This is a genomic window from Rhodococcus sp. B10, assembly GCF_011770055.1.
In the GTDB taxonomy this organism is placed as follows: domain Bacteria; phylum Actinomycetota; class Actinomycetes; order Mycobacteriales; family Mycobacteriaceae; genus Rhodococcoides; species Rhodococcoides kyotonensis_B.
In genome coordinates, this window is the sequence record NZ_JAAFYV010000016.1 from 21,712 (window position 1) to 46,316 (window position 24,605).

Below are 24,605 nucleotides of genomic sequence, written 5' to 3' on the forward strand. Positions count from 1 at the left end.
ATGCGCTTCGCACACGGTTTTCTTCGTCAGATGCTCGCCGGCTTCGCGGTACTCGCCGTGTTCACCGCTGTTCTCGGCGTCGGTTATCCCGTCGCTGTGTGGGCCGTCAGCCGTCTGGACACGGAGTCGGCGGAGGGGTCGCCGCTTCGAGACGCTGCAGGATGCGTCGTCGGAAGCTCTCTGGTCGGTGTCGATCCACAGGTTCCGGACGGACAGCCCGACCCGTACTTCCACCCCCGCGTCACCGGATCGGTCGCCGACGACGACGCGTTCGCGCCCGGTGACCCGAGTGCCGCGCTCCCGACCAACCAGGGTCCGAGCAGCGAAACGCTGGCGTCGTTCGTCCAGCAACGCCGTGCCGCTGTCGCAGCGCGTGAGAACGTCGACCCGAGCCTGGTGCCCGTCGACGCCGTGACGGGATCGGGATCGGGCATCGATCCCGACATCAGTCCCGCCTACGCGGCGTTGCAGATTCCACGGGTGGCCGAGGTGAACGGCCTGAGCGTCACCGACGTTCGAGCACTCGTCAACGACTACACGCACGGTCCGCAGTACGGTGTACTCGGGGCGGCTGTGGTGAACGTTCCGCAGCTCAACGTCGCTCTCGGACTGACTGCGCCGCACTGCAGCCCGGACTAGGAGACGTGCATGGACCAGGAATCCCGCGGGGAGCTGCGGATTTATCTGGGTGCTGCGCCTGGCGTCGGCAAGACGTACGCGATGCTGGGTGAGGCTCGTCGCCGCCTGGACAGGGGATGCGACGTCGTGGCGGCTCTCGTCGAGACACACGGGCGCGCGGTGACGGAGGCGGCGCTCGACGGCATCGAAGTCGTCCCGCCGACCGAGATTCCCTACCGCGGCACCGTCGGACGCGAACTCGATCTGGATGCCGTGCTGGCGCGTCGGCCGGATCTCGTTCTGGTCGACGAGCTCGCGCACACCAACACGCCGGGCTCACGGAACACGAAGCGTTGGCAGGACGTCGAAGTGTTGCTCGACGCGGGTCTGGACGTCGTGTCGACCCTGAACGTGCAGCACCTCGAGTCGCTCAACGACGTCGTCCAGCAGATCACCGGTGTCGTGCAGCGAGAAACGGTCCCGGACAACGTCGTTCGTGCGGCAGCGCAGGTGGAGCTCGTCGACATCACGCCGGAAGCGTTGCGCAGCAGGATGTCCCACGGGAACATCTACAGCGCCGAGAAGATCGACGCCGCGTTGGACAACTACTTCCGGCGCGGCAATCTGACGGCGCTGCGCGAGCTGGCGTTGCTGTGGATCGCCGATCAGGTCGACGCGGCGCTCGTGAAATACCGGACCGACGAACACATCACCGACACGTGGGAAGCGCGCGAGCGAGTCGTCGTCGCGGTGACGGGTGGGCCGGAGTCGGAGACGCTGGTGCGTCGCGCAAGTCGTGTCGCGTCTCGGTCCAGCGCCGAGCTCATGGTGGTGCACGTCGTGCGCGGCGACGGCCTCGCGGGGGTGTCCGCGCCGCAGATGGGGGCTGTCCGCACCTTGGCGACGGCCGTCGGCGCGAGCATGCACAGTGTCGTCGGCGACGACGTCCCGACGACGCTGCTGGAATTCGCGCGGGGCGTCAACGCGACGCAGTTGGTCATCGGCACTTCGCGACGGTCTCGGTTCGCTCGAATCGTCGACGAAGGCATCGGATCGTCCGTCGTGCAGAACTCCGGAACCATCGACGTGCACATGGTGACGCACGGCGAGACCGGGTTTCGACGACGACGTCTGCGCGTCCATGCGGATTCCCGTGCGCGACGGATGCTGTCGTGGGTCGCTGCGGTGGCCGTTCCCTGTGTCGCCGCTGCCGTACTCGCGATCGTCGACCCGCAGTTCGACTCGAGCGGTGAGAGCGCGCTGTTCTTCATGGTCGTGTTGTGCGTGGCTCTCCTCGGAGGGGTTGCGCCCGCGGCACTGTCGGCTCTGATCGCAGGATTTCTGCTCAACTTCTTCTTCACCGCTCCGCGACACAGCTTCGCGGTCGCCGAGCCCGAGAACTTCGTCGTGACGGTCGTGCTGCTGATAGTCGCCGTCGCCGTCGCGGTTCTGGTGGACACCGCATCGAGACGTGCCAGGGAGGCACGACGCGCGTCGCGCGAGGCCGAGCTGTTGACGTTGTTCGCCGGCTCCGTGCTGCGCGGTGCAGATCTCGACGCCTTGCTCGAGCGCGTCCGGGAGACGTACGGGCAGCGGTCGGTGTCGTTGATCGAAGTGTCCACCGGTGACACGGTCGGTAGCGTCGGGGATGTGCCTGCGCCGACCGTCGAACACGCCGATACGCGAATCGATGCGCCCGCCGGTGATTTCACGATGGTGCTCGCGGGGGCCCGCACCCGTGCGCGTGACCGACGCGTGCTGACGGCCGTCGCCAATCAGGCGGCCGGGTTGGTACGACAGGCGAGACTGACCGAGGAGGCCAGCCGTGCCAGTGCGTTGGCCGAGGCGGACGTGCTGCGGCGAGCGCTGCTGTCGGCCGTCAGCCACGATCTGCGGACGCCTCTGGCCGCGGTCAAAGCCGCGTCGTCGTCGCTGCGCAGCACCGACATCGAGTTCTCTCCCGAGGACACCGCCGAACTGCTCGCCACCATCGACGAATCGGCCGATCAACTGACCGCGCTCGTCGGCAACCTCCTGGACTCGTCGCGCTTGCAGGCCGGCGTCGTTCGACCGACCCTGCAGCCGGTGTACGTCGAGGATGCCGTCCATCGGTCGCTCGTCGGATCGTCGGCTCCGGTCGGGCGGGTACATATCGACGTGGGCGACGTCGAAGTACTCGCAGACGTGGGGCTGCTCGAACGGGTGCTGGCCAATCTCGTCGACAACAGCGCGCGTCATGCGCCCGACAGCGACATCCGGATCAGCGCCACGCGCGCGGGCGAGCGTGCGTCGATCACGGTCTCCGACGGCGGCCCCGGAATCGCGGAAGGATCGGAGAGCACCATGTTCGACGCGTTCCAGCGACTCGGCGACCGCAACAACGCGGTCGGAGTCGGGCTCGGACTGTCCGTCGTCAAGGGTTTCGCCGAGGCCATGGGCGGGTCGGTCGTCGCCTCGGGCACCGCGGGCGGCGGGCTCACGATGACCGTCGAGTTGGGGGCGGTGATCCGATGACGGCAGCGAGGACTCGCGTGCTCGTCGTCGACGACGAGCCGCAGATCGTGCGCGCTCTCCGCATCAACCTGCAGGTCAGAGGCTACGAGCTTGCCGTCGCGACGTCGGGAGCCGAGGCGTTGCGTGCGGCGGCCGATTTCCATCCCGAGATCGTCGTTCTGGATCTCGGGCTACCCGACATCGACGGTATCGACGTCATCGGCGGCCTGCGGGGATGGACGGACGTGCCGATCGTCGTGTTGTCGGCGCGGACCGACTCGGCCGACATCGTCGACGCTCTCGACGCCGGTGCCGACGATTTCGTCACCAAACCGTTCGGGATGGACGTGCTGCTCGCGCGCCTCAGAGCGGCGGGGAGGCGTGGTCCGCATGCGACCGAGAACGCCGTCGTCGTGACCGACGCGTTCACCGTCGACCTGTCGGCGAAAACGGTCACCCGGCACGGGGAGAACGTCCACCTGACCCGCACCGAATGGGGTGTGCTCGAACTCCTGGCCCGCAACCGCGGAAAACTGGTGTCGCAGAGAGAAATTCTCCAAGCGGTGTGGGGTCCGCGGCACGAACGCGAAACCCATTATCTGCGAATTTATCTCGGACAGCTCAGACAGAAGCTGGAGGACGACCCGTCGCACCCGAAGCATCTGCTCACCGAGACGGGCATGGGATATCGGTTGCAGTAGTGCGGCTACTAGTTACCCAGCACGACACCCTCACGACGCGGATCCGCACCACCGGTCCACCCGGTATCGGTGCGCTGCAGCGCGCTCAGGCCGCTGGACTGGTCGGCGACGGACACGTCGTGGCCCATCGCGTCGAGTTGCTTCACGACGGGATCCTCCGGCCCCCGCACGTTCGGATGCTCACCGCCGTAGTTCGTGGCGGGCGAGTTGGCGGCACCGAAGTCGACCATCGACACGGCCTGTTGAGGGTTCATCCCCCAATCGAGCATGCCCACAAGCGTTTTGACGACGAACTGAATGATGACCGATCCGCCGGGAGAGCCCGTCACGATCGCCAGATCGCCCCGTGAGCCGTCGGTGTTCCGGTCGAACACCAGCGTCGGCGCCATCGAACTGCGGGGACGCTTTCCCGGTTCGACGCGGTTGGCCAGCGGTGTCCCATCCGGTGATGCCGGCTCGGCCGAGAAATCCGTGAGCTGGTTGTTCAGCAGGAAGCCGTCGACCATGTGGAACGAACCGAACGCCGACTCGACCGTCGTCGTCATCGACGCGGCGTTACCGTAGCGGTCGACGACGGAGATGTGGCTGGTTCCGTGTTCGGGATCGGTCGACGACGCGAATTCCACGGGCCCGAAGTCGCCGTGCTGTGCCGTTCCCATGCTGCGCTGCGGATCGATGATCCCTGCCCGCTCGCTCAGGTACTCCGGGTCCAGCAGCGCATCCGGTGATCCCCCGGGAAGTGGCACGAAGTCTGGATCGGCGACGTAGAAATCCCTGTCCGCGTACGCAAGTCGCTCGGCTTCGGAGATCAGGTGCACACCCTCCGCCGTGGGCTTCCCGCCGTTCGCATCCATGTCGGTCGGTGCGTACTCGGCCAGATCGAAGTTGGACAGAATCCCCATCGCCGACGCGACCGCGATCCCACCGGACGACGGCCCGGGCATTCCGCAGATGTCGTGGTCCCGGTACTGCGTGCAGACGGCGGTACGGGTCTTGGCCTCGTATCCCGCGAGGTCCTCCAGCGTGATCTGCCCTGGTGTGCGGCCTGCCGAGGTGTCGGCGGTGGCGTCGACGATCGCGTCCGCGATGTCGCCGGTGTAGAACGCGTCGGCGCCACCGTCCGCGATGGAGGACAACGTCTTCGACATCGCCGGGTTGTTCAGCAGGGTGCCCTCGGACTTCGGTGCGCCGTCCGGCAGCAGGAAGTAGTCCTTCGATTCCGGGTCGAGCGCCAGCTTCGCGGCGGAGTCGGCAATCGACTGCGCCATACGTGGGCTGATCGCGAACCCGTTGTCTGCCAACTGCACAGCCGGCTGGAACAAATCGGACCAGTCCTGCGTCCCGTGATCGGTGTGTGCCTGCTCGAGCATCCGGAGCACCCCGGGCACGCCGATCGATCGGCCACTCGATCGTGCATCGGGTTGCGGCGGGGTGCGGTCGACGTCGTCGATGTAGCGCAGGTAGTCGCCGGTGGCGCTCGCGGGCGCCACCTCCCGACCGTCGTACGCCTGTACCTCGCGAGATTTCGCGTCGTAGTACATCAGGAACGCGCCGCCCCCGATGCCCGACGACTGCGGCTCGACGAGCCCGAGCACGGTCTGCGCGACGATGAGCGCGTCGGCAGCGGTACCGCCGTCGCGCAGGACCTCGCACGCGGCCTCGGTCGAGATCGGATTGGCCGTCGACACCGCGTAGTCGCGGGTGTCGACCGGTGTCATCCCCGATCGGTACCCGGTCGCGATCTCCGGGTTCGTCGAGATGTCACCGCCGGAACTGCCGCCCGCCGACGTGCTCTGGGCTGCGGTGATGTCACCAGCCGCGCACGACGCGGATTCGGTCTCCTCGTTACTGCAGGCAGTGACCGGTAACAGGACGAGTGCGCAGAGCGCCACGGTGATTCGTCTCGAACGCATCGACCGACGCTAACACCGGTGCGCCGTCCTCGTAGTTGTTCCACTCCGGGTCGGCGTCGAGTACGGCGATTCCACGGTTGCTGAACGGTTGCTGGAGGAGCTTTCGGCCCCGTGTGGAACGCGTTGCATTCGGTCGACCAGCAGGGCGGTAAAATCGTCACCCATGAGCGATGTGTCAGAGGACGTGCCGGGGCAGGTACGTGCCATGGTGGGACAGAGCTACCGGATCGACGACGTCTACGAGGTCGGCAAAGCGAAGGTCGCCGAGTTCGCACGTGCCGTACAGAATTTTCATCCGGCCCACTTCGACGTGAACGCAGCCGCGGAACTCGGTCACCACGATCTCGTCGCTCCGCCCACCTTCATGGCGCTCGTCGGATTCGTCGCACAGCGTCGGCTGTTCGAAGAGACCCTCAGCTGCTACGCCATGCCGCAGATCCTGCAGGTCGATCAGAAGTTCGCCTTCCACCGGCCGCTGCGCGCAGGTGATCGCCTGAGCTGCGAGGTGTCCATCGTCTCGGCGCGCAAGGTTGCCGGCACCGATCTGATCGTCGTCGAGAACGACATCTTCGACCAACGTGACCAGCCGGTCATGACGGCGACGACGACCATCGCAGCCAGCACCGACATCCAGGCACCCGACGAGTTCATGGACGTCGTGGAGAAGATCATGATGGCCGGTACGGTCGCGGTTCCGGCCATCTGACGGTATTTTCCCGTGGCGTGAAGCGTGCGCCGCTGGAGTCCGGTCCCGACGAGATGCGCCGACGATGGGCGCTCTGTTCCGCGTTGACGGCAGCACAGGGTCGGCCGGACCACTGCTGTGCGCGTGATCGCACCTGGCACTACGACGACGGCGGCGGCAACTGGGCCGACGTCCGGATACTCGACGAGGGACGGGCGGTCCTCGTCGGCCACGACCACGAGTACAGCGACACCTACTACGCCGGAGCAGCACCGTACTTCGGTGAGCCCGAAACCGATCTTCTCGCGGACACTCCCGCGTGGTGGCGGGACGCGATCGAGGACTACCTCGCCGACATCGAGCGGAACGGCATGTGGATCGGGTTCGTGTACGGCTTCGACGGCGGGGTATGGACGCGCGCCGACTACACCCTCTCCGACGGCTTCGAATCCCTTGCTCTTCCGACGGTCACGCACGACGCGACGGCGCGTCATCTGACCGAATTCCTCCAGCACATCGCGCGTGACCAGGGCATGTCCGCCGACGTCGATCCCCAGGCCGTAGCAGCGGCGATCGCGGCAGGCGCCGACGTGTCCGCGGACCAGCTGCGCACGCTGTTCGGCGCGCGGCAGCTCGACGTCGCGGCCGGAGTCGAGGCGGCGCGAGCGTTTCGATGACATCGTCAACCGAGGGTTGACGATCGGGAATCGTCAACTTATGGTTGACGCATGACCGAACCCACGAAACTCAACGTCCCCGTCCGTCTCGACGACCTCATCGAGGGCATCAAGAAGGTGCACACCGATGCGCTCGACCAATTGTCCGACGCGGTTCTCGCGGCGGACGCACTCGGCGACCTCGCCGATCACCTGATCGGGCACTTCGTCGATCAGGCACGCCGCTCCGGTGCGTCGTGGACCGACATCGGCCGCAGCATGGGCGTCTCGAAGCAGGCTGCTCAGAAACGGTTCGTGCCCAAGGGTTCCGACTCCGACCTCGACGCGAACCAGGGGTTCAACCGTTTCACTCCGCGTGCTCGGGGCGTCGTGGTGGGGTCGCAGAACGAAGCGCACTCCGCCAAGAACGCAGAGATCTCCCCGGCGCACATCGTCCTCGGCCTCCTGAGTGAGAAGGAGGGCATTGCAGCGCGAATCCTGTTGACGGACAACCGGACCGAGCAGTACGTGCGTGACGCGGCCGCGGCGGTGTTACCGAAGGCCGTCGCGGAATCCCCCGCTCTGATCCCGTTCGACGCCGACGCGAAGAAGGTCCTCGAGTTGACGTTCCGCGAAGCGCTTCGTATGGGGCACAACTACGTCGGCACCGAGCACATTCTTCTGGCTCTACTCGAACACGAGGACGGAACAGGGTTGCTGACCGATCTCGGCCTCGACAAGTCCTCCGTCGAGCAGCAGGTTGCCGAATTTCTGTCGCAGTTCGACTGATCATCGACGCGGCGGCGAGATGCCCGCCGTCACGTTGTCGACGAGTGCATCGACGAAGTCGAAGTCCAACGGCAGGGTCGGAAGCAACAACCTCAAATAGCAAGCGCCCCACAGTTCGTCGATGACGACGTCGAGGTCGATGCCGTTCGCGATCTGTCCCACGCGTCGGGCGGCTTGGAGGCGTCCCACCATTCGCGTTCGACGCGGACCGGCGTACGAGCGGATGAACTCGTCGGCGAGAGCGGGGTCGCTCTGTGCCGCGCCGATCAACTCCGCGACGATATGTCCTGACCGTTCCGCGGTCAGTAGTGAAACGAACGACCGCAGTTGGGTTTTCAGGTCGGCGGAGATGTCACCGGTGTCCTCGAACGACACGACGTCGTCGACGACGCTCGAATAGGCCTCGTACGCCAGCGCGCCAGGCGACGGCCACCATTTGTAGAGCGTCATCTTGCTGGTGCCGGCCTGCGCGGCCACCTTGTCGAAAGTAATTGCTGCGAAACCGCTTTCGAACAAGCGATCGGCGGCGGCCTTCAGAACGGCGGCACGTACCTCTCCGGCGGGCCGTCGTCCGCGGCCTGGCCGGAGGGACGTCGGCCGGTCCTTCACACCTACCCCTTCGGATGGTCCTACGTGGTCGAAGGGTACACGACGGCCTGATCGGAGTCGCGGATTCGTGATGCGAACAGGCACGCACCTGCGGCGATGATCGCACCGGCGAGCATGGCGATCACCATCGGAATGGCAGTGTGCTCACCGCCGAGACCCACCAACGGCGACACCACGGCGGCCAAACCGAACTGTAGCGCACCGAGAACTGCTGATCCGGTGCCTGCCAGGTGTGGAACCTGTGCGACCGCAAGGCTTGTCGCGTTCGCGAACACGAAGCCCAGGCTCACGAGCGTCGAGAAGAGCAGTACGAGCGTCGGCCACAGGCTGATTCCGATCAGAACGAGGATCATCAGCGCAGCCGTCGTCACGACGATGGCGCAGATGCCTCCGGTCATCATGCGATGCAACGACATCCGATCCGCCAGTTTTGCTGTGATCGCACTGCCGATCATGAGGCCGAGAGCGTTGACGGCGAACGCCGCCGAATACTGTCCTGCGCTGAGCCCCAGCATGTTCTGCAGTACGAACGGCGATGCCGAGATGTAGGCGAACATGACGCTGAACGCGAACGTGAACGTCAGCGTGTACCCGACGTAACGGGGATTGCGGAGTACGGATCCGATGCCGGTGATCATGTCGGTGAGACCGCCACCGCGTCGGGCATGCGGGTGGAGCGACTCGGGGACGAACGCAATCGCGGAGACCAGCATCAACGCCGTCAGGCCGGTGATGATCCAGAAGACGCCGCGCCATCCGATCGAATCGACGACGGCGCCGCCGATGAGCGGTGCGATGACGGGCGCGACGCCGCCGATGATCATCATGAGCCCGAACAGCTTCGCGGAGCGACTGCCTTCGGTGCGATCGGCGATGATGGCCCGTGACAACACGACGCCTGCAGCGCCGGCGAAACCTTGTACGAACCGCGCGCCGATCAGAAAATCGATCGACGGCGCGAGGGCGCAAGCCGTGCCCGCGACCAGGCAGACTGCCGATCCGACGATGAGCGGCACCCGTCGACCCAGTTTGTCCGACAGGGGGCCGATGACGAGTTGACCGAGCGCGAGACCGATCAGGAACGTCGTCAGCGTCAGCTGAATGCTGCTCGCCGACGTCGACAGTTCCTCGGCCATCGCGGGAAATCCGGGCAGGTACATGTCGGTGGCCAACGGCGGAATGGCCGTCAGCAGCGCGAGAACGCAGACGAGAAGTCCGCTCGGAGGCGTGAGGGTTTTCGGTGCGGTCTGAGTCGTACTCATGGGCAGGCAGGGTCCGTTCGACGTAACTGGGATAGTCGAACAATAGCATATAAATTTATATGTATTATGGTCGTGTGACTTCTCCGCGAACGCCAGGGCCCGACGCTCTCGCCTCGGTGCTGCACGATTTGAGCTGGACTGTTCAACGGCTCGATCCCGTCGAGGACCTGGGGATCGAACGTATACCCGCGCCGGAGTTGACAATCCTCAAGGAGGTCGACCGAAGCCCTGGTATAGGGATCACGGCGCTGGCCGAGCTGCTGGCGATGCAGCAGTCGAATGTCAGTGCGGCAGTGAAGAGTCTGGTGCAGAGGGGCCTCCTCGCGCGCACGCCGTCGCCCGAAGATCGGCGGGTCGCGCAGCTGAACGTCACCGAGCAGATGGTGCGTAACCGCACGAAGATCGAGGCGGCATGGTCGTCGCGCATTACCGAGGCGCTCGCGCACCTACCCGAAGATGCTGCTGCGCAGCTCGTTTCGGCAGCGCCTGCACTGGAACTGCTGATGAACGAGCTGCGCGAGCCCGGCCGCTAGCGGGATGTGGCAGCGAGTGCCGAACGGACGTCTTCTTCGATGAAGCTGGCGACGATACCGCCCGCTGCGCGGACTCCTGCTGCGGCAGAGCCGATCACGTTCTCCATCGGCGCCGCGACGTTGCCCGCTGCGAACACGCCGGGGACCGAGGTGTTCCCGGCCTGATCGGTGGCGACGTACGACGCGCCCATCGGCTTGTCGCCCATCGTCATCTCGGTGACCTCGAGGCCGAGACTCACCAGAATGTCCGCGTTGGCCTCGAACTCGGGCTTGGTGACGACTGCCTGCACCGGAACGGTGGTGCCGTCGGCCAATGTGACTCCGGCGAGCGTGTCGTCGTCGAGTGCGAGGCGCGCGATCTCACCCTTCACTACGGTCACGCCGAGGGCCGCCAGTTTGGCCGATTCCTCTGCGGTGGGCTCGAATTGGTTCGTGAACAGCACGACGTCGTCGACCCACTGCCTCCACATCATTGCCTGATGCGCCGCGAACGCGCTGCCGATGATGCCGACGGTCTGCTCGCGAACTTCCCAGCCGTGACAGAACGGGCAATGCAGAACGCTACGTCCCCATTGCTCTGCGAGTCCCTCGATGTCGGGCAGCACGTCGGTGAGACCGGTGGTGACGAGGAGGCGTCGCGCAGTGACCGCGGTGCCGTCGGACAGGTCGACCGTGAAGTGCGGATCGGTGTGCTCGTCGGACTTCGATGCGGACAGCACCGAACCGGCCTTGATCACGACGCCGTAGGACTGTGCCTCGTCGCGGCCTCTGGCCAGCAGGTCGAGGGGCCGTATGCCTTCGAGGCCGAGGTAGTTGTGGGCGTGGTCGGCCGGTGCGTTGCGCGGCTGACCTGCGTCCACGACGAGCACCCGCTTGCGCGCCCGCCCGAGCGTCACCGCTCCTGCAAGGCCTGCGGCGCCGCCGCCGATGATGATCACGTCGTACTCGGGTTTCGATGTCATGTTCCCACTGTGACCCACTGTTCCGTTTATGGCAAGTAACTTTGCCGGATTGGCAAAATGGACAACTCGAGAGGGTCGGGCCTTGACCTCGACAAAGGTTGAGGTCGCAGGCTGGGGTCATGACAGCGACCTACGACGAGTTACCGGCGCTCATGACCAGAATGACCGGCGACGAAAAGCATGATGCCAGCGCCACATCCACGCTCGACGTCATCTGGGTTCTCTATTCGGACGTGCTCCGCGTCGACCCGAGCGATCTGGACGACCCGGACCGTGACCGATTCTTTCTGTCCAAGGGTCACGGGCCGATGGCGTACTACGCGGTGCTCGCCGCACACGGGTTCCTGACGCCGACGCAGCTGGACACGTTCGGCGACTTCGACTCGATTCTCGGATATCACCCGGATCGCACCCTCGTGCCCGGCGTCGAGATCTCGTCGGGCTCGCTCGGTCACGGGCTCGGCCTGGCCGCGGGAACCGCTCTCGCTCTGGCGCTGCGCGGGAGTGACGCGCGCGTGTTCGTCCTGCTCGGCGATGCGGAACTGGACGAGGGCAGCAACATCGAAGCCATCCAGTTCGCCGGCCGTCGCGGTCTGACGAATCTGACCGCCGTGGTGATCGACAACGACTCCGCGGGGCTCGGGTGGCCCGGCGGTATCGCACGCCGGTTCGCGGTCGAGGGATGGGTGGTCGACGACGTGGACGGCCGAGATCATCGACGACTGCACCGTGCGCTCACCGCCCGAGACGGGGACATGCCTCATGCCGTCGTCGCCCACGTGGAGAAGAAGGGGTAGACCATGACGACATCGATTGCCGCATCGACCGATCAGCGTGAGCGCTTCTACCGGCTTGTTCCGGAGCTGCTGGCCGAAGACGATCGGCTCGCGCTGGTGCTCGCCGAGATCGGCGTCGGATACGTCGACCCGTTCCTGACGGACGACGTTCGGGCGCGAGTGGTGAATGTCGGTATCCGCGAACAACTTTCGATTTCCCTGGCGGGCGGTATGGCGCTGGCCGGGATGCGGCCCATCGTGCACACGTTTCCGCCGTTCCTTGTCGAGCGACCTTTCGAGCAGGTGAAGCTCGATCTCGGCCATCAAGGCGTCGGCGCCGTACTCGTCAGTGCGGGCGGTTCGTACGGCATGGCGTCCGGTGGGCAGACGCATTTCGGCCATCGCGACGTCGCGGTGCTCGACACCCTGGATGGGTGGACGATCGACGTCCCCGGCACGGCCGACGAGGCGGAGGATGCGCTGCGTCGAGCGGTTCGATCGGATGACCGCGTCTATCTGCGGCTCGACAGCACATCCAATCGCCGACGCTACTCCGACGGCCCCGGCTTCACTGTGCTCCGGCGAGGCAGCTCGGGGACGGTCGTCGCGGTGGGACCGATGGCGGACAACACGCTCGATGCCGTCGAACTCCGAGACGTCACGGTTCTGTACGCCGACACCGTTCGGCCGTTCGACGCGGCAACCCTCGTGTCCACGCTGACGCATCCCGACGTGGCGATCGTGGAGCCGTATCTGGCGGGGACGTCGGTGCCGTACGTGTCCGACGCGTTGTCCCACGTCCCCCACCGAGTACTCGGCCTGGGTGTGGGGCGGAAGGAACTGCGCCGATACGGCTCGCCGAAAAACCATGAACGGGCACATGGACTCGATGTTGACGGTCTCCGGAACTCGCTGGACGGATTCTTCGGATCCACGCCCCGTTTCGGGGGCTGAAACAGGACGGTTCGGCATCGAATGTCCAGGTCAACCGACCTGGATCGCCTTGAAACACGTGCTGTGGTGTTGTTCACTGGTCGGGTACGGAAGAGGTCGTACGAACAGTGGTCGGGGGACGATGAACAGAGCAGTCGAGCATTCGTGGCACGAGAACACGTGGCGCGACGGGGACACCGTTGTCGCCGTCCGCGATCTGGGCAAACGATCGTGGTGCAGTGGCGTACCGGCGGGTTCGGTAGGTGTCGTCGTCGACATCGACTGGCTCGGAGACCTACGCGTGGTGTTCACCATCGACGACTGGCTCGCGGGCCGGACCATGGTGGAGAAGGTGGTTCCCGTGTGCGACGTTCGTCAGGTTCGCCCGTACGAACGTCGCCTCTCGGAAGCGTGAGTTCTACTCGGTTTTGGTAGCAGGGCCGTCGGGCGTCGCGCCGCCTTCGCCGGACCAATCTCCGGAATCGGTTCCTTCCGCGGGATCGGATTGAACGTCTGATTCGGCGGTGTCCGCGCCTTGCTCGGTGTCCACCGTGCTGGGATCGGCCGAGTCCGCCTGCTCGTCGGGATGCGTGTGATCGGTGTCGGTCATGTCCGGCACATACCCAAGAAATTCGATTGTCAACCGGCGACGACGCCGCGCAACCGCTCGGTGTCTGCGGCCGTCCATCCCTCGGGCTGCAGAATTGCGGCCCAGAGGTCGACGGCGTCCTCGCCGTAGTTGTGTCCGTGCCCCTGGGGGACGTCCGTGGAGAACACCATGTCGAACGTCGTCTGCCAGAACGTGACGAACGGGAACCACCGAACTCCTGGGTCGACGTCGTAGCCGCGCGGTTCTCGCAACCAATCAGGTTGATGCAGAACGAGGTTCGGTGACCACCAGGTGATGGGGTCCGACGCATGCTGCCAATAGACGACGCGCGGGTTCGCCCACGGTGTACCGATGTCCAGATCGGCAGGCCGGCCGGCGAATCGAACGTGCTGGCCGTCGGCGACGACGGGAAGAATCTCCCGCGATCCGGGGTCGCGATCTGCGGTGATCTGCGACCACTGCTCCGTGAAGTTCGGGCTGCCGACCCAAAGTGTGCCGTCGGTCCGTGCGACCATGTCCCGGGCACCGCCGAACGCATCCTGACCGCCGTACGAACCGAGGCTCTCGCCGAATGCGACCAACCTGGGACGTGCGTCTTCCGAGAGTTCGGCGACGGCATCGTAGACGCGGTCGAACAACGCGCGCCCCGCCTCGCGCGGTGAATCGCGATCGACGAGAAAGGCAATGGGACTCGGCAGGAACGAGTACTGCATCGACGCGATTGCAGTATCGCCGCCGTACATGTACTCGAGCGACCCGGCGACGGATTCGTTGACCCAGCCGCGGCCCGTCGTCGTCGCGACGGCTAACACTGCGCGGTCGAATGCCCCCGTTCGTTTCAGTTCTGCGACGACTCTGTCTGCGGCGTCGGCTATCGAATCGGCCTCTGCAGCACCGACGTAGGCGCGAATCGGAGTCAGGGCCGCAGTGCCGGTGAACTTCTCGATGTCCTCCGCCGACGGTCCCGACGACACGAACCGCCGTCCCTCCTTGCCGAGCGAATCCCAGTCCTCGTTCGATTGGGGTGAACCAGACTTCTCCGGCGCCGTGGGTTGTTCGACGCCGGGGTGGTTGGCCTCGTCGGAAATCTTGGACGCGCTCGTGATGGAGGCGATGAGGACATTGTCGACGACTCCGTTCAGGACGAGCAGTGTCAGCAGCGCCACGGCCGCCACACCGATCACCTTGGCGATCGGGATGGGTACGAAACGGGTGCACAGCGCAACAAGTTTCCGGGCGCACCAGCGTAATCCGCGCGCGAATGCCAGCAAGAGCGTCGAGACGGCGACTGCCACCAGCAGAACGCCGAGATACAGGGCCCGCGCCGGATCGTCGATCTCGACGAGCTTCCGGACTATTTCCTGCCACCACGATCCGAGAACGAGGAACAGCGGAACGACGACGGCCGCGGTCGCGCCGAGTAGCCACCATCCGGTACGTTTCGTCCCGTCCGACCACCGGGGTTTCAACCCGCATGCACGTCCGATCCAGATCAGCAGGCAGCCGAGCCCGTAGCCTGTCGCCACACTGATTCCGGTGGCGACGCCCTGGAGGTACCAGACACGGGGTAGCAGAGACGGCGTCATGGAGAACGTGAAGAACACGACTGCGAGGAACAGCGCGGCAGGTTCGAGCCGTGCGAAGTACCGCCGCAGGGTACGCATCGTCACATAGTAATGTTCAGACGTCGGTCGAAACTCCGATGTGGTCGAAATACCGTCGCGCCGAGCGGAACACCGCGTCGTGCGCGTCGCGAGTGATGATCCGGTTCCACCAGGCTCCGTAGAGCGAGCCGAAGTCGAAGGGACGCACGAGCTCGACGGCACGCCGAATCGTGTCCGGATGCTCGGGGATCAGATTGGGGTAGCTGTACATGAAGCCGACCCACCGACGGTCGGCGACGACGGTGAAGATGTCGCCGGCGCACAGCGCACCTCGGCCGTCGATGCCGTCGGCCCAGTGCATGACGGTGCCGCCGGCGAAGTGGACACCCGCGTTGATCAGAGTGAGTCCGGGGAGGATTTCTCTCGCGTCTCCCGACCACAGGACCACGTTGTCGCGGCGGGGCACCCATGGCGCGTCGCGCTCGTGCACGTAGATGGGGGCGTCGCCGAACGCGCGACTCCACTCGACCATGGAGCTGTAGTAGTGCGGGTGCGACAACGCGATGGCGGAGATGCCGCCGAGTTCGGTGACCCGCTGCACGGCCGCGTCGTCGATGTACGAGATCGAGTCCCACAGCACGTTTCCGCCGGGGCCGGGAATCAACAGCGCGCGCTGGCCGATGGCGAAGTCGGGTGCCGTCGCCAGCCCCCACAACCCGGGAACTTCCTCGTGGATGTCGACGGTGTACCCGTCGCGCCGCAGCTCTGCGAGGGACGTCCACTGCTGGCCGTCGTAGCCGACGTATTGCCGCTCGTCCTCGCAGATCGGGCACTGCGCACGGTCGGCGTCCAGCGGATACTGGACGCCGCACGTGACGCAGATGGGGAGATCGTTCCCCATGATCGCTCCGATATCAGAGACCGAAGGGGAGAACTCCCGGAGCCAGCTCGAAGCCGCTGCTGCCGGCCGAGATGGATCCGACGCTGCCGAGGATGAGGTTGATGAAGTTCGTGATCATGCGGAGGTAGTCCTTACGTTACGTGTGCGGTGAACCTGGTCGAGGGTACCGGCGCCGTCGTCGAATGGGCAGCCCGTGTTGCCTGTGACTTGGCTGCGAATCCGTGCCACGCGTTCTCCGCGCGCGTTCCAGCGGCAGCGCAGGTTGCACCGTGCGCGTTCGCTGCAACCTGCGCGGTGGTGCCAATTCGCATCGGTAGCCTGGGAGAATCATGCGTCGCGCAGCGGTAGGACTTCTGGCAGGACTCGTACTGGTCGGATGCAGTGCCGAGCAGGAATCGGGCGCGTCGGCCCCGACCCCTCCGGCGATCGACTACGTCGCACTCGGAGATTCCGCTGCGTCGGGACCTCTCATTCCGAATTCGACCGGGACGCCCGGCTGCTTGCAATCCGATGCGAACTATCCCCATGTTCTGGCTCGGCTGATCGATGCGGCGACGTTCGTCGACGTGTCCTGCTCGGGTGCGCGGTCGGAGAACATCACGGTCACCCCGCAGCAGACCAACAGCGGTTCGATCCCGATTCAGCTCCACGCCCTGTCCCAGGACACGGACCTCGTCACGATCACCATCGGCGGTAACGACGTCGACCTGGTCGCGGCCGCGCGCGGATGCGTGAACTTCTCTCCCGAGCCGAACGGGGAGTCGTGCGCCGACGCGCTCACGGCAGGCGGCAACGACCGCATCGCCGACGCCATCGCCGCTGCCGCACCGAAGTGGGGTGACGTGCTGGACGCGATCGCCGACCGAGCTCCGAATGCGGAGATCGTCGTCGTCGGCTACGGCACGTACGTCCAGCCCGGTGGTTGTTACGGCACCCAGCCCGTGTGGGCGCGGGATGCGGACTACCTGCAGGCGAGCGTCGATCGATTGAACGACGCCCTCGCCGCCAAGGCCCGGTCTCACGACGCGGAATTCGTCGACGTCCGGCCCGTCAGCGTGGGTCACGACGCGTGTGCGGCTCCCGATCAGCGCTATCTCGAAGGCGTCGTGCCGGCGAATCCGGCTGCGCCCCTGCACCCCACCGCGGCAGGGATGGAGGCGTTCGCCCAGGTGATTGCGGCCATGCGCTGACGCACCCGTCCACGATCGTGAAACTGGCCCGATACAACGGGTCCGAACACTGTCATCGTCGATGGCATGGTGACGACGACTGCGGTGATGGGTGTGTTCGCTGTCGCGCTGGCGATGGTGCTCACTCCTGGGCCGAACATGGTGTATCTGGTGTCCCGCAGCATCTCTCAGGGCCGGAACGCGGGACTCGTGTCGCTCGGCGGCGTCGCGCTCGGGTTGGTGGTGTACGTGGTGGCCACCAACCTCGGTTTGGCGGCGGTGTTCGTTGCTGTTCCCGCGCTGTACACGGCCATCAAGATCGCCGGAGCGTGTTATCTGTTGTGGCTGGCCGTGTCGGCGATTCGAGGATCGACGACGGTCTTCGAAGTGTCGGGGCTGCAGCAGGATTCGAACCACCGATTGTTCACGATGGGGTTGGTGACGAATCTGCTGAACCCCAAGATGGCCGTCATGTACATCTCGATCATTCCGCAGTTCGTGAATCCTGCTGCCGGACATGTGTTCGTGCAGGGCGTCGTGCTCGGCGGAGTGCAGATTCTCGTCGCGGTGACGATCAATGCACTGATCGTGCTGGGCGCGGGCACGATCGCGCAGTTCCTGGCGGTCCGACCGACGTGGGCGCGGATTCAGCGGTACGTGATGGGAACGGTGCTCGGCCTCCTTGCCGTTCGTCTGTGCGCTGACGCACCCGTGCGTGCATAGTTGGCCTGGGCTACGACTTTCCGCGCACGGGTGCGAAGCGCCACCCACCGAACTCGGTGATGTCGACGCCCGCCTCCCCTGCCTCGTACGAGCAACCGAATCCGGTGACCCAGCGGCCGTCGGACAGTTCGACCGACGTCAGCCCCATCGGTGCAGGCAGCCCGGCGAGGAACGTTCCGAGGCCCGCCGCGGACATCCGATACAGCTCGCCCGCGATGGGTGCACCGAGACCGGAACCGTGCCGTACGAGACCGGGTTTGGGCGGGGTGGTGCCGAGATCGACGAGTCGATACGCGTCGGACGTGCGTACCTCGCCGACGAAGCGCGCACCGCGGTCGGTCAGCTGGTGATGAAGGGGGAAGCCCTCGAGATGCGCACCGACGACCAGTAGATCGACACCCTCGTCGACGAGAACGGGTGCAGCACAATCGGACACCCGCGCGGCGACGTCGACGGCCACCTGGTCGGCGAAGCCGGGCACGACGACCATGACGCCGAACGGATGACCCTCCGTCGTCGGTGCGCCCGGAACGGCGACGGCGGCCATGTCCAACAGGTTGCAGAAGTTGGTGAACGTGCCGAGCCGGCGGTTGATGCCAACCGGATCCGCCTGCACCGCAGCGATGGTCGGATGTTCGGTCGTCGTCGGTAGGAGCAATCCGTCGAACCCGTCGAGCAGTTCCGATGCCGTCCGCTTCGCGGAGGCGAGCACACCGAGTTCGTCGACGTAACGATGCGCAGCGGGCTGCGCGGCGTTCCGAACGATCTGTGCCACAGTCGGATCCGCGCTCTCCGGCTCACCCGAGAGGAATTCCCCGACCGCCGAGTAGCGCTGTGCGACGATCGCACCGTCGTACAGCAGGACGGCAGCGCCCAGCAGTACGGAGATGTCGACCTCGACGTAGCTGATGCCCTTCAGCGACGCGAGCGTCCGGTCGAACGCCTCGCGGTACTCGGGGCTGAGTGCCGCGAGATCCTCCGCGCGGGGAACCGCCAGACGGGGTGTCGGCGACGCGGCCAGTCGGACGTCGGCAGGCCAGGTCCGACTGCGTGGGTCCGACGCGTCGTAACCGGTCATGACACGTGTTGCGCGCGTGGCGGTTTCGAGATCCGATGCGAGTACGGTGACGCAGTCGTAGTCCGCGCATGCAGGCACCACGCCGGTCGTCGGGACGATGCCGAGCGTCGTCTTGATGCCGACGATTCCGTGGAACGCTGCCGGTACGCGTCCGGAACCTGCTGTGTCGGTGCCGATTCCGATGTCCACGATGCCGAGCGCCACGGCGGCCGCCGAGCCCGACGAGGATCCGCCCGACACCCGCTCGGGATCCCACGCGCACCGCACCGGACCGTACGGGCTGCGGGTGCCGACGAGACCGGTGGCGAACTGATCGAGATTCGTCTTCCCGAGAATCAGCGCGCCCTGCTGGACGAGTCGTGCGACGGCCGTTGCCGTCACCTCGGGCGTGTACGCGAACTCGGGGCATGCCGCGGTCGTCGGCAAGCCTGCGACGTCGACGTTGTCCTTGACCGCCACGAGCATCCCGGCCAGCGGCAGGGTCGGGTCGACGGCGGCTGCGTCGGCCAGCACGTCGTCCTCGGGCCGGAGTGTGATCCAGACTTCGGGACGGTCGACCTCGGCAATGCGCTTGTACGCCCGACGCACCTTCTCGGCGATCTCATGCTGCAGCATCGGTGCCGCCTTTCTTGGTGAATTCGCCCGCCGCGTGCCACGCCGCGCGCTCGGCGTCGAATGCGATGGACTGCGTCGCACGGAAACTGTCGATCGAATCCGCATGGGCCGCGAGGAACTGCTCGTGGTCGGCGAGCGAGAACTCGCCGTCGGCGATCTCGACACCGCCGTTCCCTCGCCCGGCCGCGGTGTCCGCGCGCAGATCCATCAGCTCTTCGGGTTCGACGGGGTACCAGGAGATTCGGTCGAAAAACCTCAGCAGCCAGGGACTCTCGTTCTCGAACGGGGCGCTCGTGCTGCGGTATCGGTGATTCCACACCTGCGTCGTACGGCCGACGAACTGGTAGCCGCCCGGCCCCTCCATGCCGTAGATGCACAGGTAGGCTCCGCCGATCCCGACGGCGTTCTCCGGTGTCCAGGTGCGTGCCGGGTTGTACTTGGTCGTGACGAGTCGGTGCCTCGGATCCAACGGAGTCGCGACGGGCGCACCCAGGTAGACGTCCCCGAGACCCAGCACCATGTACTCGGCTGCGAAGACGGTGTCGAAAACATCTGCGACAGTGTCCAATCCGTTCATACGCCGGATGAACTCGATGTTCCACGGGCACCACGGCGCGTCGGAACGAACGCCGTGCATGTAGCGCGCGATCGCTTCACGGGTGGACGGATCGTCCCACGACAGCGGCATCCGCACGTGACGCGACGGCACCACGAGTTCGGACGCGGCGGGCAGGTCGTCTTCGATCTCCGAGAGCAAACCCATCAGCGTCGAGATCGGGAGTACGTCGGGATCGACCTTGACCTGCAGCGAACGGATCCCCGGCGTGAGATCGATCAGGCCCTTCGGCGCGAGGGCCTCGACTCGCTGGTGCAGTGCATGCGCACGAGCACGTAATGTCAGGTCCAGCTTCATGTCTCCGTACTCCACGAGCACGTTGTCGTCACCGGAGCGCCGATACGTCACCGAGGTCTCCGCGTCGCGACGCGCGAGGACGCCGTCGTCGCCGTCGCCCCCACTCGAGAACACGACGGACATACTCGCGCGTCGCTGGACTCCGAGCGTGCCCAACGCGGCGGCGTGCGCCGCTCTGATCGGTACGAAGCGGACGGTGTCTCCCGCCTTCAACTGCCCGAGCTTCCAGCGTTCCGCGGCCACGGTCGTCACGGGGCAGACGAATCCGCCGAGACTCGGACCGTCCGGTCCGAGGAGAATCGGTGTGTCACCGGTGAAGTCGAGTGCGCCGACGCTGTAGGCGTTGTCGTGAATGTTCGACGGGTGCAGGCCGGCTTCTCCGCCGTCCTGTCGCGCCCACTCCGGCTTCGGTCCGATGAGGCGGACACCCGTGCGATCGGAGTTGAAGTGCACTTCGTACGACGTCGAGTACAGCGTGTCCATGTCGGCGCGGGTGAAGAACTCGGGTGCACCGTGCGGCCCTTCGGTGACGGCGATGTCCCATGTCGTCGTCAGGACAGGGCGGTGTTCCATCGGGATCGATCGGACGCGGTCGGCGTCGTCGGTGGCACCGGTGATCTCCAGAACGTCTCCCTCACCGAGGGTTCCGCCGCGGTGGCCTCCGAACTTGCCGAGCGTGAACGTCGATGCGCTCTCGAGGTACGGCTCGACGTCGATCGTTCCCTGGATCAGGACGTAGACGCGCAGGCCCGCGCCGTCGGTCATGCCGACGTCGAGGACGGCTCCGGCAGGAACGAGCACCGGACGCCACTGTGCGACCCGTACGCCGTCCACGCGTACCTGGGTGTCCGCACCCGTCACACAGACGTACGTGTCCGCGTCGAACGTCAACGCCGGACCGGCCATCGCGGATTCGAGACCCGGTGCGCCCTCGGGGTTTCCGAGGGCGACGTTGCCGAGGCGGAAGGACAGGTCGTCCATCGGTCCCGACGGCGGCACACCGACCTGCCAGTAGCCGACGCGTCCCGGCCAGTCCTGCACCGTCGTCAGCATGCCGGGGCGTACGACGGTCATCTTGGTACCGGTCATGGCCTGCTCACGATCATGCGGACCGACGTGGGGTCGAAACCGTTGCACGGGTTGTTGATCTGTGGGCAGTTCGAGACGAGGACGAGTGTGTCGATCTCGGCGCGCAGCGACAGCGACTTACCGGGGGCGGAAAGGCCGTCGACGATCCCGAGGGTGCCGTCGGCGTCGACGGGAACGTTCATGAAGAAGTTGATGTTGGACACCAAGTCTCGTTTGCCGAGGCCCCAATTGGCGCCCTCGATCAGGAAGTTCTCGACGCAGGCGTGCTGGTGCGCGGTGTGGTGTCCGTACCGCAGGGTGTTCGACTCCTGCGAGCAGGCGCCGCCGACGGTGTCGTGGTTGCCGACCTCGTCGTCGACGATGGTCATCAGCGCGGTGGAATCGTCGCTGCGCAGAACGGTCCCGGTGGTGAGGAACAGGTTCTTCTGGGCGACGACGGTCGCTGCCGCCGAGTAGCGAACGGCATGATCGTGCGCCGAGTACATCAACGTGTCGACGGCTTGGTTGCCGTGCAGGTCGACGATGGTGAGGATGTCACCGGCCGCGACGACGGCGGACCACGGTGCCCTGGCGTCGGCGATCTCGTCCAGGATCACGGTTCCGAGTGTCGTTGTCATCGTGTGCCTTTCGCTGCGGTCCATGCGCTTTCGGTGTTCCACACCGCGCGTCGGTATTCGGGGTCGGTGTTGGACAAGTCGTTGAGTTCGGACGATGCATCCCACGCCAGCACATCGAGTGCGGTGGTGTCGAAAGTCGGGGACGAATCGAGCGGATGGGCCGTGTTCGCGAGCAGCACGACGACCGGAAGATGGATGAGCAGGTCGATCTCCGCTCCTGCGTTCGCATTGCCCGTCGCCGTCAACGCGCCGTCGGCCTCGACGCGCACACCGTGGAAGAACGAGATCGACGGTGGCAGATCGCGAGGTTCCAGACCGTGCTTCGCCGCTGCGACGGTGAACAGCTCCCGTCCGGCCGGCGAGGACGAATGCAGGTCTCCGCTACCGTATTTCGCGTCGTTGGCGGCAACGGATGTGGTGCCGCAGAACGCGTCGTGGCGTCCCGACGAGTCGGCGACGACGGTCGCGAGTACCCGGCCTTGGTCGGACAGCAGCGGGTGACCGATGCCGAGATACGCCTGCCACGGAACCTTCACCGTGTCAGCAGCATTGAGGCGTTCCCACGGTGCGTCCGCGCGGTACAGAAGAAGGTGTGCGCAGGCGTTGCCGTCGACGTCGCGCAGGCGGAGCCGGGTACCCCGTGCCAGGACCTTCGTCGTGTAGCGACCACCGGGGACGGTTTCGGACCAGGTCAGTTCGCTGATGCCCTCGGGCGCGGCTGGCCCGGTGATCGCCGCGGCCTGCGCTCGGGCATGGTCTCGGGCGGCGTGAGTCGTTGCGGTGTTCATGGGTGTCAGGCTCCGATCGTGACGGGCTTCGGGCGTGCTTTGCCGCGCGGCAGGCAGACGATGCCCACGACGACGACGGCGAGGACGGTGAGGGGTGCCGCCCACTGCAGTATCGGGAATTCCCCGGTGGGGTTGAAGATTTCGGCGCGCGGCCAGGAGAGGTTCACGACCATGAGGCCGCCGTACAGCACCGCGAGGATGTTGACGGGGATGCCCAGGACTCCGAGGCCGAACAGTTTCTTGCCTTCCGAGTCGACCTGCATACCGCCGCGCGGCCAGCCCTTCAGACGTTGAACGAGCAGCGGCACGGTGACCATCATGTAGGCGAGGTAGATCAGCACGATGCAGACGCTGGTCAGCGTCGTGAAGATCGCTGCGTTGCCCACGTTCACCGCAAGGACTGCGACACAGGCGATTCCGATGAGAACCGACGGCGCCATGGGCGTTCCGGTCCGTGTGTTCACCGTCGACAGCAACTTCGACGCGGGCAGTCGGCCGTCGCGTGCCATCGAGAACATCAGGCGGGATGCAGCGGTCTGGATCGCGAGTGTGCAGATGAAGACGGCGATCGCGACGTCGATCAGTAGAACGGTTCCCCACGGCGAGCTGAGGATCGAATCGAGAACGTACGGTAGGCCTTCCGCTGCGAGTCGACCATCGGTGAGGCTCGGAGCGGCCATCAGCGCACCGACGATCATCAGTCCACCGCCCAGCGCGGAGGCCGACAGCGCCAAGCGAATCGTGCGCGGTGCGACGCGTCGGGGATTGTGCGTTTCCTCGGCCAGTTCACCTGCGGAGCCGAATCCGACCATGACGTAGGCAGCCATCAGTCCCGAGACGATCCACGCCCAGATGTATCCGGGCTCGGCGCCTGCGGAGCCGGTGTCCAGTACCACCTGCGGTCCACGTTCGGCGTGAGTGAAGAAGACGAGCACTACCGCTGCGACACCGACGATTTCGCAGGTGACACCGATGCTGTTGATACGTGACATCCAGTTGACGCCGATGCAGTTGATCGTCGTCGTCAGCACCAGAAGGGCCGAGCCGAGGATGACGGCATTGGCAGCGCCGCTCGGGGACGTGAGGGCGGTGTCGTCGCCGACGATCTGAAATCCGCTCCAGACGCTCGGCAGTACTACCTGCAGCGCGATGGCCGCTGCCGCTGCCGTGACGATCTGCGCGATGATCATGAACCAGCCGGCGAACCATCCGACGATCTCACCGCCCATGCGCCTCGACCACTGATAGATCGCACCCGAAATCGGGTATCGCGCAGCGAGTTCGGCGAAGTTCAGTGCCACCATGAACTGACCCAGGAACACCAGCGGCCACGTGAAGAAGAAGGCGGGACCACCGAAGCTGAAGCCGAGTCCGAAGAGCTGGAAGATCGTCGTCAGGATCGAGACGAACGAGAACCCTGCAGCGAACGACGCGAACTTCCCGAGCGAACGATGAAGCTGCGGTTCGTATCCCAGCCCGACGAGGTCGGAGTGATCGCTCGTGGTCGATGTCGCCGGCCCCTCGGGTGCGGGCAGAGTAGTCGAGCTCATACGTGTCTCCTGAACGGA

Annotated in this window: 24 protein-coding genes; 12 read left to right on the forward strand and 12 right to left on the reverse strand. The window is 65.7% G+C overall.

Going from position 1 to position 24,605, the window contains the following annotated elements:
• The 3 genes from RhoFasB10_RS12530 to RhoFasB10_RS12540 are packed head-to-tail and all read left to right on the forward strand — an operon-like array spanning window position 1 to window position 3,812.
• On the forward strand, window positions 1-639 hold the full coding sequence (locus tag RhoFasB10_RS12530; RefSeq protein WP_068430768.1) for a potassium-transporting ATPase subunit C: 639 nt from the start codon (window positions 1-3) through the stop codon (window positions 637-639).
• A 9-nt stretch (window positions 640-648) separates the two neighbouring features.
• Window positions 649-3,132 carry a sensor histidine kinase KdpD gene (locus tag RhoFasB10_RS12535; RefSeq protein WP_167676614.1) on the forward strand — a complete coding sequence of 828 codons (2,484 nt, stop codon included), beginning with the start codon at window positions 649-651 and terminating at the stop codon, window positions 3,130-3,132.
• Window positions 3,129-3,812 carry a response regulator gene (locus RhoFasB10_RS12540; protein WP_068430775.1) on the forward strand — a complete coding sequence of 228 codons (684 nt, stop codon included), beginning with the start codon at window positions 3,129-3,131 and terminating at the stop codon, window positions 3,810-3,812. The genes RhoFasB10_RS12535 and RhoFasB10_RS12540 overlap by 4 nt, the downstream gene beginning before the upstream one ends.
• Window positions 3,813-3,820: 8 nt before the next feature.
• On the opposite strand, the gene ggt is transcribed toward RhoFasB10_RS12540, so the two are convergent.
• A complete protein-coding gene (gene ggt, locus RhoFasB10_RS12545) occupies window positions 3,821-5,725 on the reverse strand; it encodes a gamma-glutamyltransferase (RefSeq protein WP_068430778.1) in 1,905 nt (634 codons plus the stop codon).
• A 163-nt stretch (window positions 5,726-5,888) separates the two neighbouring features.
• Here ggt and hadA point away from each other — a divergent pair, with 163 nt between their 5' ends.
• From hadA to RhoFasB10_RS12560, 3 genes are read left to right on the forward strand one after another with little or no spacing between them, the layout of a single operon-like run.
• Complete coding sequence (gene hadA / locus RhoFasB10_RS12550; protein ID WP_068430781.1) at window positions 5,889-6,431, forward strand: (3R)-hydroxyacyl-ACP dehydratase subunit HadA; 543 nt, start codon at window positions 5,889-5,891, stop codon at window positions 6,429-6,431.
• Window positions 6,432-6,448: 17 nt separating this feature from the next.
• Window positions 6,449-7,087, forward strand: coding sequence for a hypothetical protein (locus tag RhoFasB10_RS12555; RefSeq protein WP_254303631.1), 639 nt, complete (start codon window positions 6,449-6,451; stop codon window positions 7,085-7,087).
• 51 nt (window positions 7,088-7,138) lie between these two features.
• Window positions 7,139-7,855: a Clp protease N-terminal domain-containing protein gene (locus RhoFasB10_RS12560; protein ID WP_068430784.1), complete on the forward strand. Its 717-nt coding sequence runs from the start codon at window positions 7,139-7,141 to the stop codon at window positions 7,853-7,855.
• Here the strand turns inward: RhoFasB10_RS12560 and RhoFasB10_RS12565 are convergent, their stop codons facing one another.
• On the reverse strand, window positions 7,856-8,464 hold the full coding sequence (locus RhoFasB10_RS12565; RefSeq protein WP_068430787.1) for a TetR/AcrR family transcriptional regulator: 609 nt from the start codon (window positions 8,462-8,464) through the stop codon (window positions 7,856-7,858).
• A 20-nt stretch (window positions 8,465-8,484) separates the two neighbouring features.
• A complete protein-coding gene (locus RhoFasB10_RS12570) occupies window positions 8,485-9,726 on the reverse strand; it encodes a multidrug effflux MFS transporter (RefSeq protein WP_068430790.1) in 1,242 nt (413 codons plus the stop codon).
• A 74-nt stretch (window positions 9,727-9,800) separates the two neighbouring features.
• Here RhoFasB10_RS12570 and RhoFasB10_RS12575 point away from each other — a divergent pair, with 74 nt between their 5' ends.
• Entirely contained in the window at window positions 9,801-10,259 is a 459-nt protein-coding gene (locus RhoFasB10_RS12575; RefSeq protein ID WP_254303632.1) for a MarR family winged helix-turn-helix transcriptional regulator, read from the forward strand.
• Here RhoFasB10_RS12575 and RhoFasB10_RS12580 read toward each other — a convergent pair.
• On the reverse strand, window positions 10,256-11,221 hold the full coding sequence (locus RhoFasB10_RS12580) for an NAD(P)/FAD-dependent oxidoreductase (RefSeq protein ID WP_167676616.1): 966 nt from the start codon (window positions 11,219-11,221) through the stop codon (window positions 10,256-10,258). The genes RhoFasB10_RS12575 and RhoFasB10_RS12580 overlap by 4 nt on opposite strands.
• Before the next feature lie 119 nt (window positions 11,222-11,340).
• Here RhoFasB10_RS12580 and RhoFasB10_RS12585 point away from each other — a divergent pair, with 119 nt between their 5' ends.
• From RhoFasB10_RS12585 to RhoFasB10_RS12595, 3 genes are all read left to right on the forward strand, one after another.
• Window positions 11,341-12,018, forward strand: a complete 678-nt coding sequence (locus RhoFasB10_RS12585; protein WP_068430799.1) for a thiamine pyrophosphate-dependent enzyme — start codon at window positions 11,341-11,343, stop codon at window positions 12,016-12,018.
• Between the two features lie 3 nt (window positions 12,019-12,021).
• A complete protein-coding gene (locus RhoFasB10_RS12590; protein WP_167676618.1) occupies window positions 12,022-12,951 on the forward strand; it encodes a transketolase in 930 nt (309 codons plus the stop codon).
• A gap of 121 nt (window positions 12,952-13,072) precedes the next feature.
• A complete protein-coding gene (locus RhoFasB10_RS12595; protein WP_068430804.1) occupies window positions 13,073-13,345 on the forward strand; it encodes a hypothetical protein in 273 nt (90 codons plus the stop codon).
• 3 nt (window positions 13,346-13,348) lie between these two features.
• Here the strand turns inward: RhoFasB10_RS12595 and RhoFasB10_RS12600 are convergent, their stop codons facing one another.
• From RhoFasB10_RS12600 to RhoFasB10_RS12610, 3 genes are read right to left on the reverse strand one after another with little or no spacing between them, the layout of a single operon-like run.
• A complete protein-coding gene (locus RhoFasB10_RS12600; protein ID WP_068431050.1) occupies window positions 13,349-13,540 on the reverse strand; it encodes a hypothetical protein in 192 nt (63 codons plus the stop codon).
• A 29-nt stretch (window positions 13,541-13,569) separates the two neighbouring features.
• Entirely contained in the window at window positions 13,570-15,204 is a 1,635-nt protein-coding gene (locus RhoFasB10_RS12605) for an alpha/beta-hydrolase family protein (RefSeq protein ID WP_174551493.1), read from the reverse strand.
• 16 nt (window positions 15,205-15,220) lie between these two features.
• A complete protein-coding gene (locus RhoFasB10_RS12610) occupies window positions 15,221-16,045 on the reverse strand; it encodes an MBL fold metallo-hydrolase (protein ID WP_068430807.1) in 825 nt (274 codons plus the stop codon).
• A gap of 329 nt (window positions 16,046-16,374) precedes the next feature.
• Here RhoFasB10_RS12610 and RhoFasB10_RS12615 point away from each other — a divergent pair, with 329 nt between their 5' ends.
• Both RhoFasB10_RS12615 and RhoFasB10_RS12620 read left to right on the forward strand, forming a co-directional pair.
• Window positions 16,375-17,235, forward strand: a complete 861-nt coding sequence (locus RhoFasB10_RS12615; RefSeq protein ID WP_084423989.1) for an SGNH/GDSL hydrolase family protein — start codon at window positions 16,375-16,377, stop codon at window positions 17,233-17,235.
• Between the two features lie 66 nt (window positions 17,236-17,301).
• Window positions 17,302-17,937, forward strand: coding sequence for a LysE family translocator (locus tag RhoFasB10_RS12620; protein ID WP_068430810.1), 636 nt, complete (start codon window positions 17,302-17,304; stop codon window positions 17,935-17,937).
• Window positions 17,938-17,947: 10 nt separating this feature from the next.
• Here the strand turns inward: RhoFasB10_RS12620 and atzF are convergent, their stop codons facing one another.
• Genes atzF through RhoFasB10_RS12645 form a run of 5 tightly spaced genes read right to left on the reverse strand, consistent with a single transcriptional unit; the run spans window position 17,948 to window position 24,587 of the window.
• Window positions 17,948-19,630 carry an allophanate hydrolase gene (gene atzF, locus RhoFasB10_RS12625; RefSeq protein WP_068430813.1) on the reverse strand — a complete coding sequence of 561 codons (1,683 nt, stop codon included), beginning with the start codon at window positions 19,628-19,630 and terminating at the stop codon, window positions 17,948-17,950.
• Window positions 19,617-21,632 (reverse strand): 5-oxoprolinase/urea amidolyase family protein, encoded by a 2,016-nt coding sequence (locus RhoFasB10_RS12630; protein WP_167676620.1) that lies wholly within the window; start codon window positions 21,630-21,632, stop codon window positions 19,617-19,619. The genes atzF and RhoFasB10_RS12630 overlap by 14 nt, the downstream gene beginning before the upstream one ends.
• Window positions 21,629-22,249 carry an urea amidolyase associated protein UAAP2 gene (locus RhoFasB10_RS12635; protein WP_068430817.1) on the reverse strand — a complete coding sequence of 207 codons (621 nt, stop codon included), beginning with the start codon at window positions 22,247-22,249 and terminating at the stop codon, window positions 21,629-21,631. Before RhoFasB10_RS12635 ends, RhoFasB10_RS12630 begins: the two co-directional genes overlap by 4 nt.
• Window positions 22,246-23,037, reverse strand: coding sequence for an urea amidolyase associated protein UAAP1 (locus RhoFasB10_RS12640; RefSeq protein WP_068430819.1), 792 nt, complete (start codon window positions 23,035-23,037; stop codon window positions 22,246-22,248). Before RhoFasB10_RS12640 ends, RhoFasB10_RS12635 begins: the two co-directional genes overlap by 4 nt.
• 5 nt (window positions 23,038-23,042) lie before the next feature.
• Window positions 23,043-24,587 carry an amino acid permease gene (locus RhoFasB10_RS12645; RefSeq protein ID WP_167676622.1) on the reverse strand — a complete coding sequence of 515 codons (1,545 nt, stop codon included), beginning with the start codon at window positions 24,585-24,587 and terminating at the stop codon, window positions 23,043-23,045.
• Window positions 24,588-24,605 lie beyond the last annotated feature (18 nt).

Excerpts from the sequence above, each read along its gene's own strand:
- ggt (WP_068430778.1), bottom strand. The coding sequence starts at position 5,725 with ATGCGTTCGAGACGAATCACCGTGGCGCTCTGCGCACTCGTCCTGTTA.
- RhoFasB10_RS12585 (WP_068430799.1), top strand. The coding sequence starts at position 11,341 with ATGACAGCGACCTACGACGAGTTACCGGCGCTCATGACCAGAATGACC.
- RhoFasB10_RS12610 (WP_068430807.1), bottom strand. The coding sequence starts at position 16,045 with ATGGGGAACGATCTCCCCATCTGCGTCACGTGCGGCGTCCAGTATCCG.
- RhoFasB10_RS12635 (WP_068430817.1), bottom strand. The coding sequence starts at position 22,249 with ATGACAACGACACTCGGAACCGTGATCCTGGACGAGATCGCCGACGCC.
- RhoFasB10_RS12530 (WP_068430768.1), top strand. The coding sequence starts at position 1 with ATGCGCTTCGCACACGGTTTTCTTCGTCAGATGCTCGCCGGCTTCGCG.
- RhoFasB10_RS12535 (WP_167676614.1), top strand. The coding sequence starts at position 649 with ATGGACCAGGAATCCCGCGGGGAGCTGCGGATTTATCTGGGTGCTGCG.
- RhoFasB10_RS12630 (WP_167676620.1), bottom strand. The coding sequence starts at position 21,632 with ATGACCGGTACCAAGATGACCGTCGTACGCCCCGGCATGCTGACGACG.
- RhoFasB10_RS12615 (WP_084423989.1), top strand. The coding sequence starts at position 16,375 with ATGCGTCGCGCAGCGGTAGGACTTCTGGCAGGACTCGTACTGGTCGGA.
- RhoFasB10_RS12640 (WP_068430819.1), bottom strand. The coding sequence starts at position 23,037 with ATGAACACCGCAACGACTCACGCCGCCCGAGACCATGCCCGAGCGCAG.
- atzF (WP_068430813.1), bottom strand. The coding sequence starts at position 19,630 with ATGCTGCAGCATGAGATCGCCGAGAAGGTGCGTCGGGCGTACAAGCGC.
- RhoFasB10_RS12570 (WP_068430790.1), bottom strand. The coding sequence starts at position 9,726 with ATGAGTACGACTCAGACCGCACCGAAAACCCTCACGCCTCCGAGCGGA.
- RhoFasB10_RS12620 (WP_068430810.1), top strand. The coding sequence starts at position 17,302 with ATGGTGACGACGACTGCGGTGATGGGTGTGTTCGCTGTCGCGCTGGCG.
- RhoFasB10_RS12540 (WP_068430775.1), top strand. The coding sequence starts at position 3,129 with ATGACGGCAGCGAGGACTCGCGTGCTCGTCGTCGACGACGAGCCGCAG.
- RhoFasB10_RS12600 (WP_068431050.1), bottom strand. The coding sequence starts at position 13,540 with ATGACCGACACCGATCACACGCATCCCGACGAGCAGGCGGACTCGGCC.
- RhoFasB10_RS12605 (WP_174551493.1), bottom strand. The coding sequence starts at position 15,204 with ATGCGTACCCTGCGGCGGTACTTCGCACGGCTCGAACCTGCCGCGCTG.
- RhoFasB10_RS12645 (WP_167676622.1), bottom strand. The coding sequence starts at position 24,587 with ATGAGCTCGACTACTCTGCCCGCACCCGAGGGGCCGGCGACATCGACC.
- RhoFasB10_RS12560 (WP_068430784.1), top strand. The coding sequence starts at position 7,139 with ATGACCGAACCCACGAAACTCAACGTCCCCGTCCGTCTCGACGACCTC.
- RhoFasB10_RS12595 (WP_068430804.1), top strand. The coding sequence starts at position 13,073 with ATGAACAGAGCAGTCGAGCATTCGTGGCACGAGAACACGTGGCGCGAC.
- RhoFasB10_RS12590 (WP_167676618.1), top strand. The coding sequence starts at position 12,022 with ATGACGACATCGATTGCCGCATCGACCGATCAGCGTGAGCGCTTCTAC.
- hadA (WP_068430781.1), top strand. The coding sequence starts at position 5,889 with ATGAGCGATGTGTCAGAGGACGTGCCGGGGCAGGTACGTGCCATGGTG.
- RhoFasB10_RS12580 (WP_167676616.1), bottom strand. The coding sequence starts at position 11,221 with ATGACATCGAAACCCGAGTACGACGTGATCATCATCGGCGGCGGCGCC.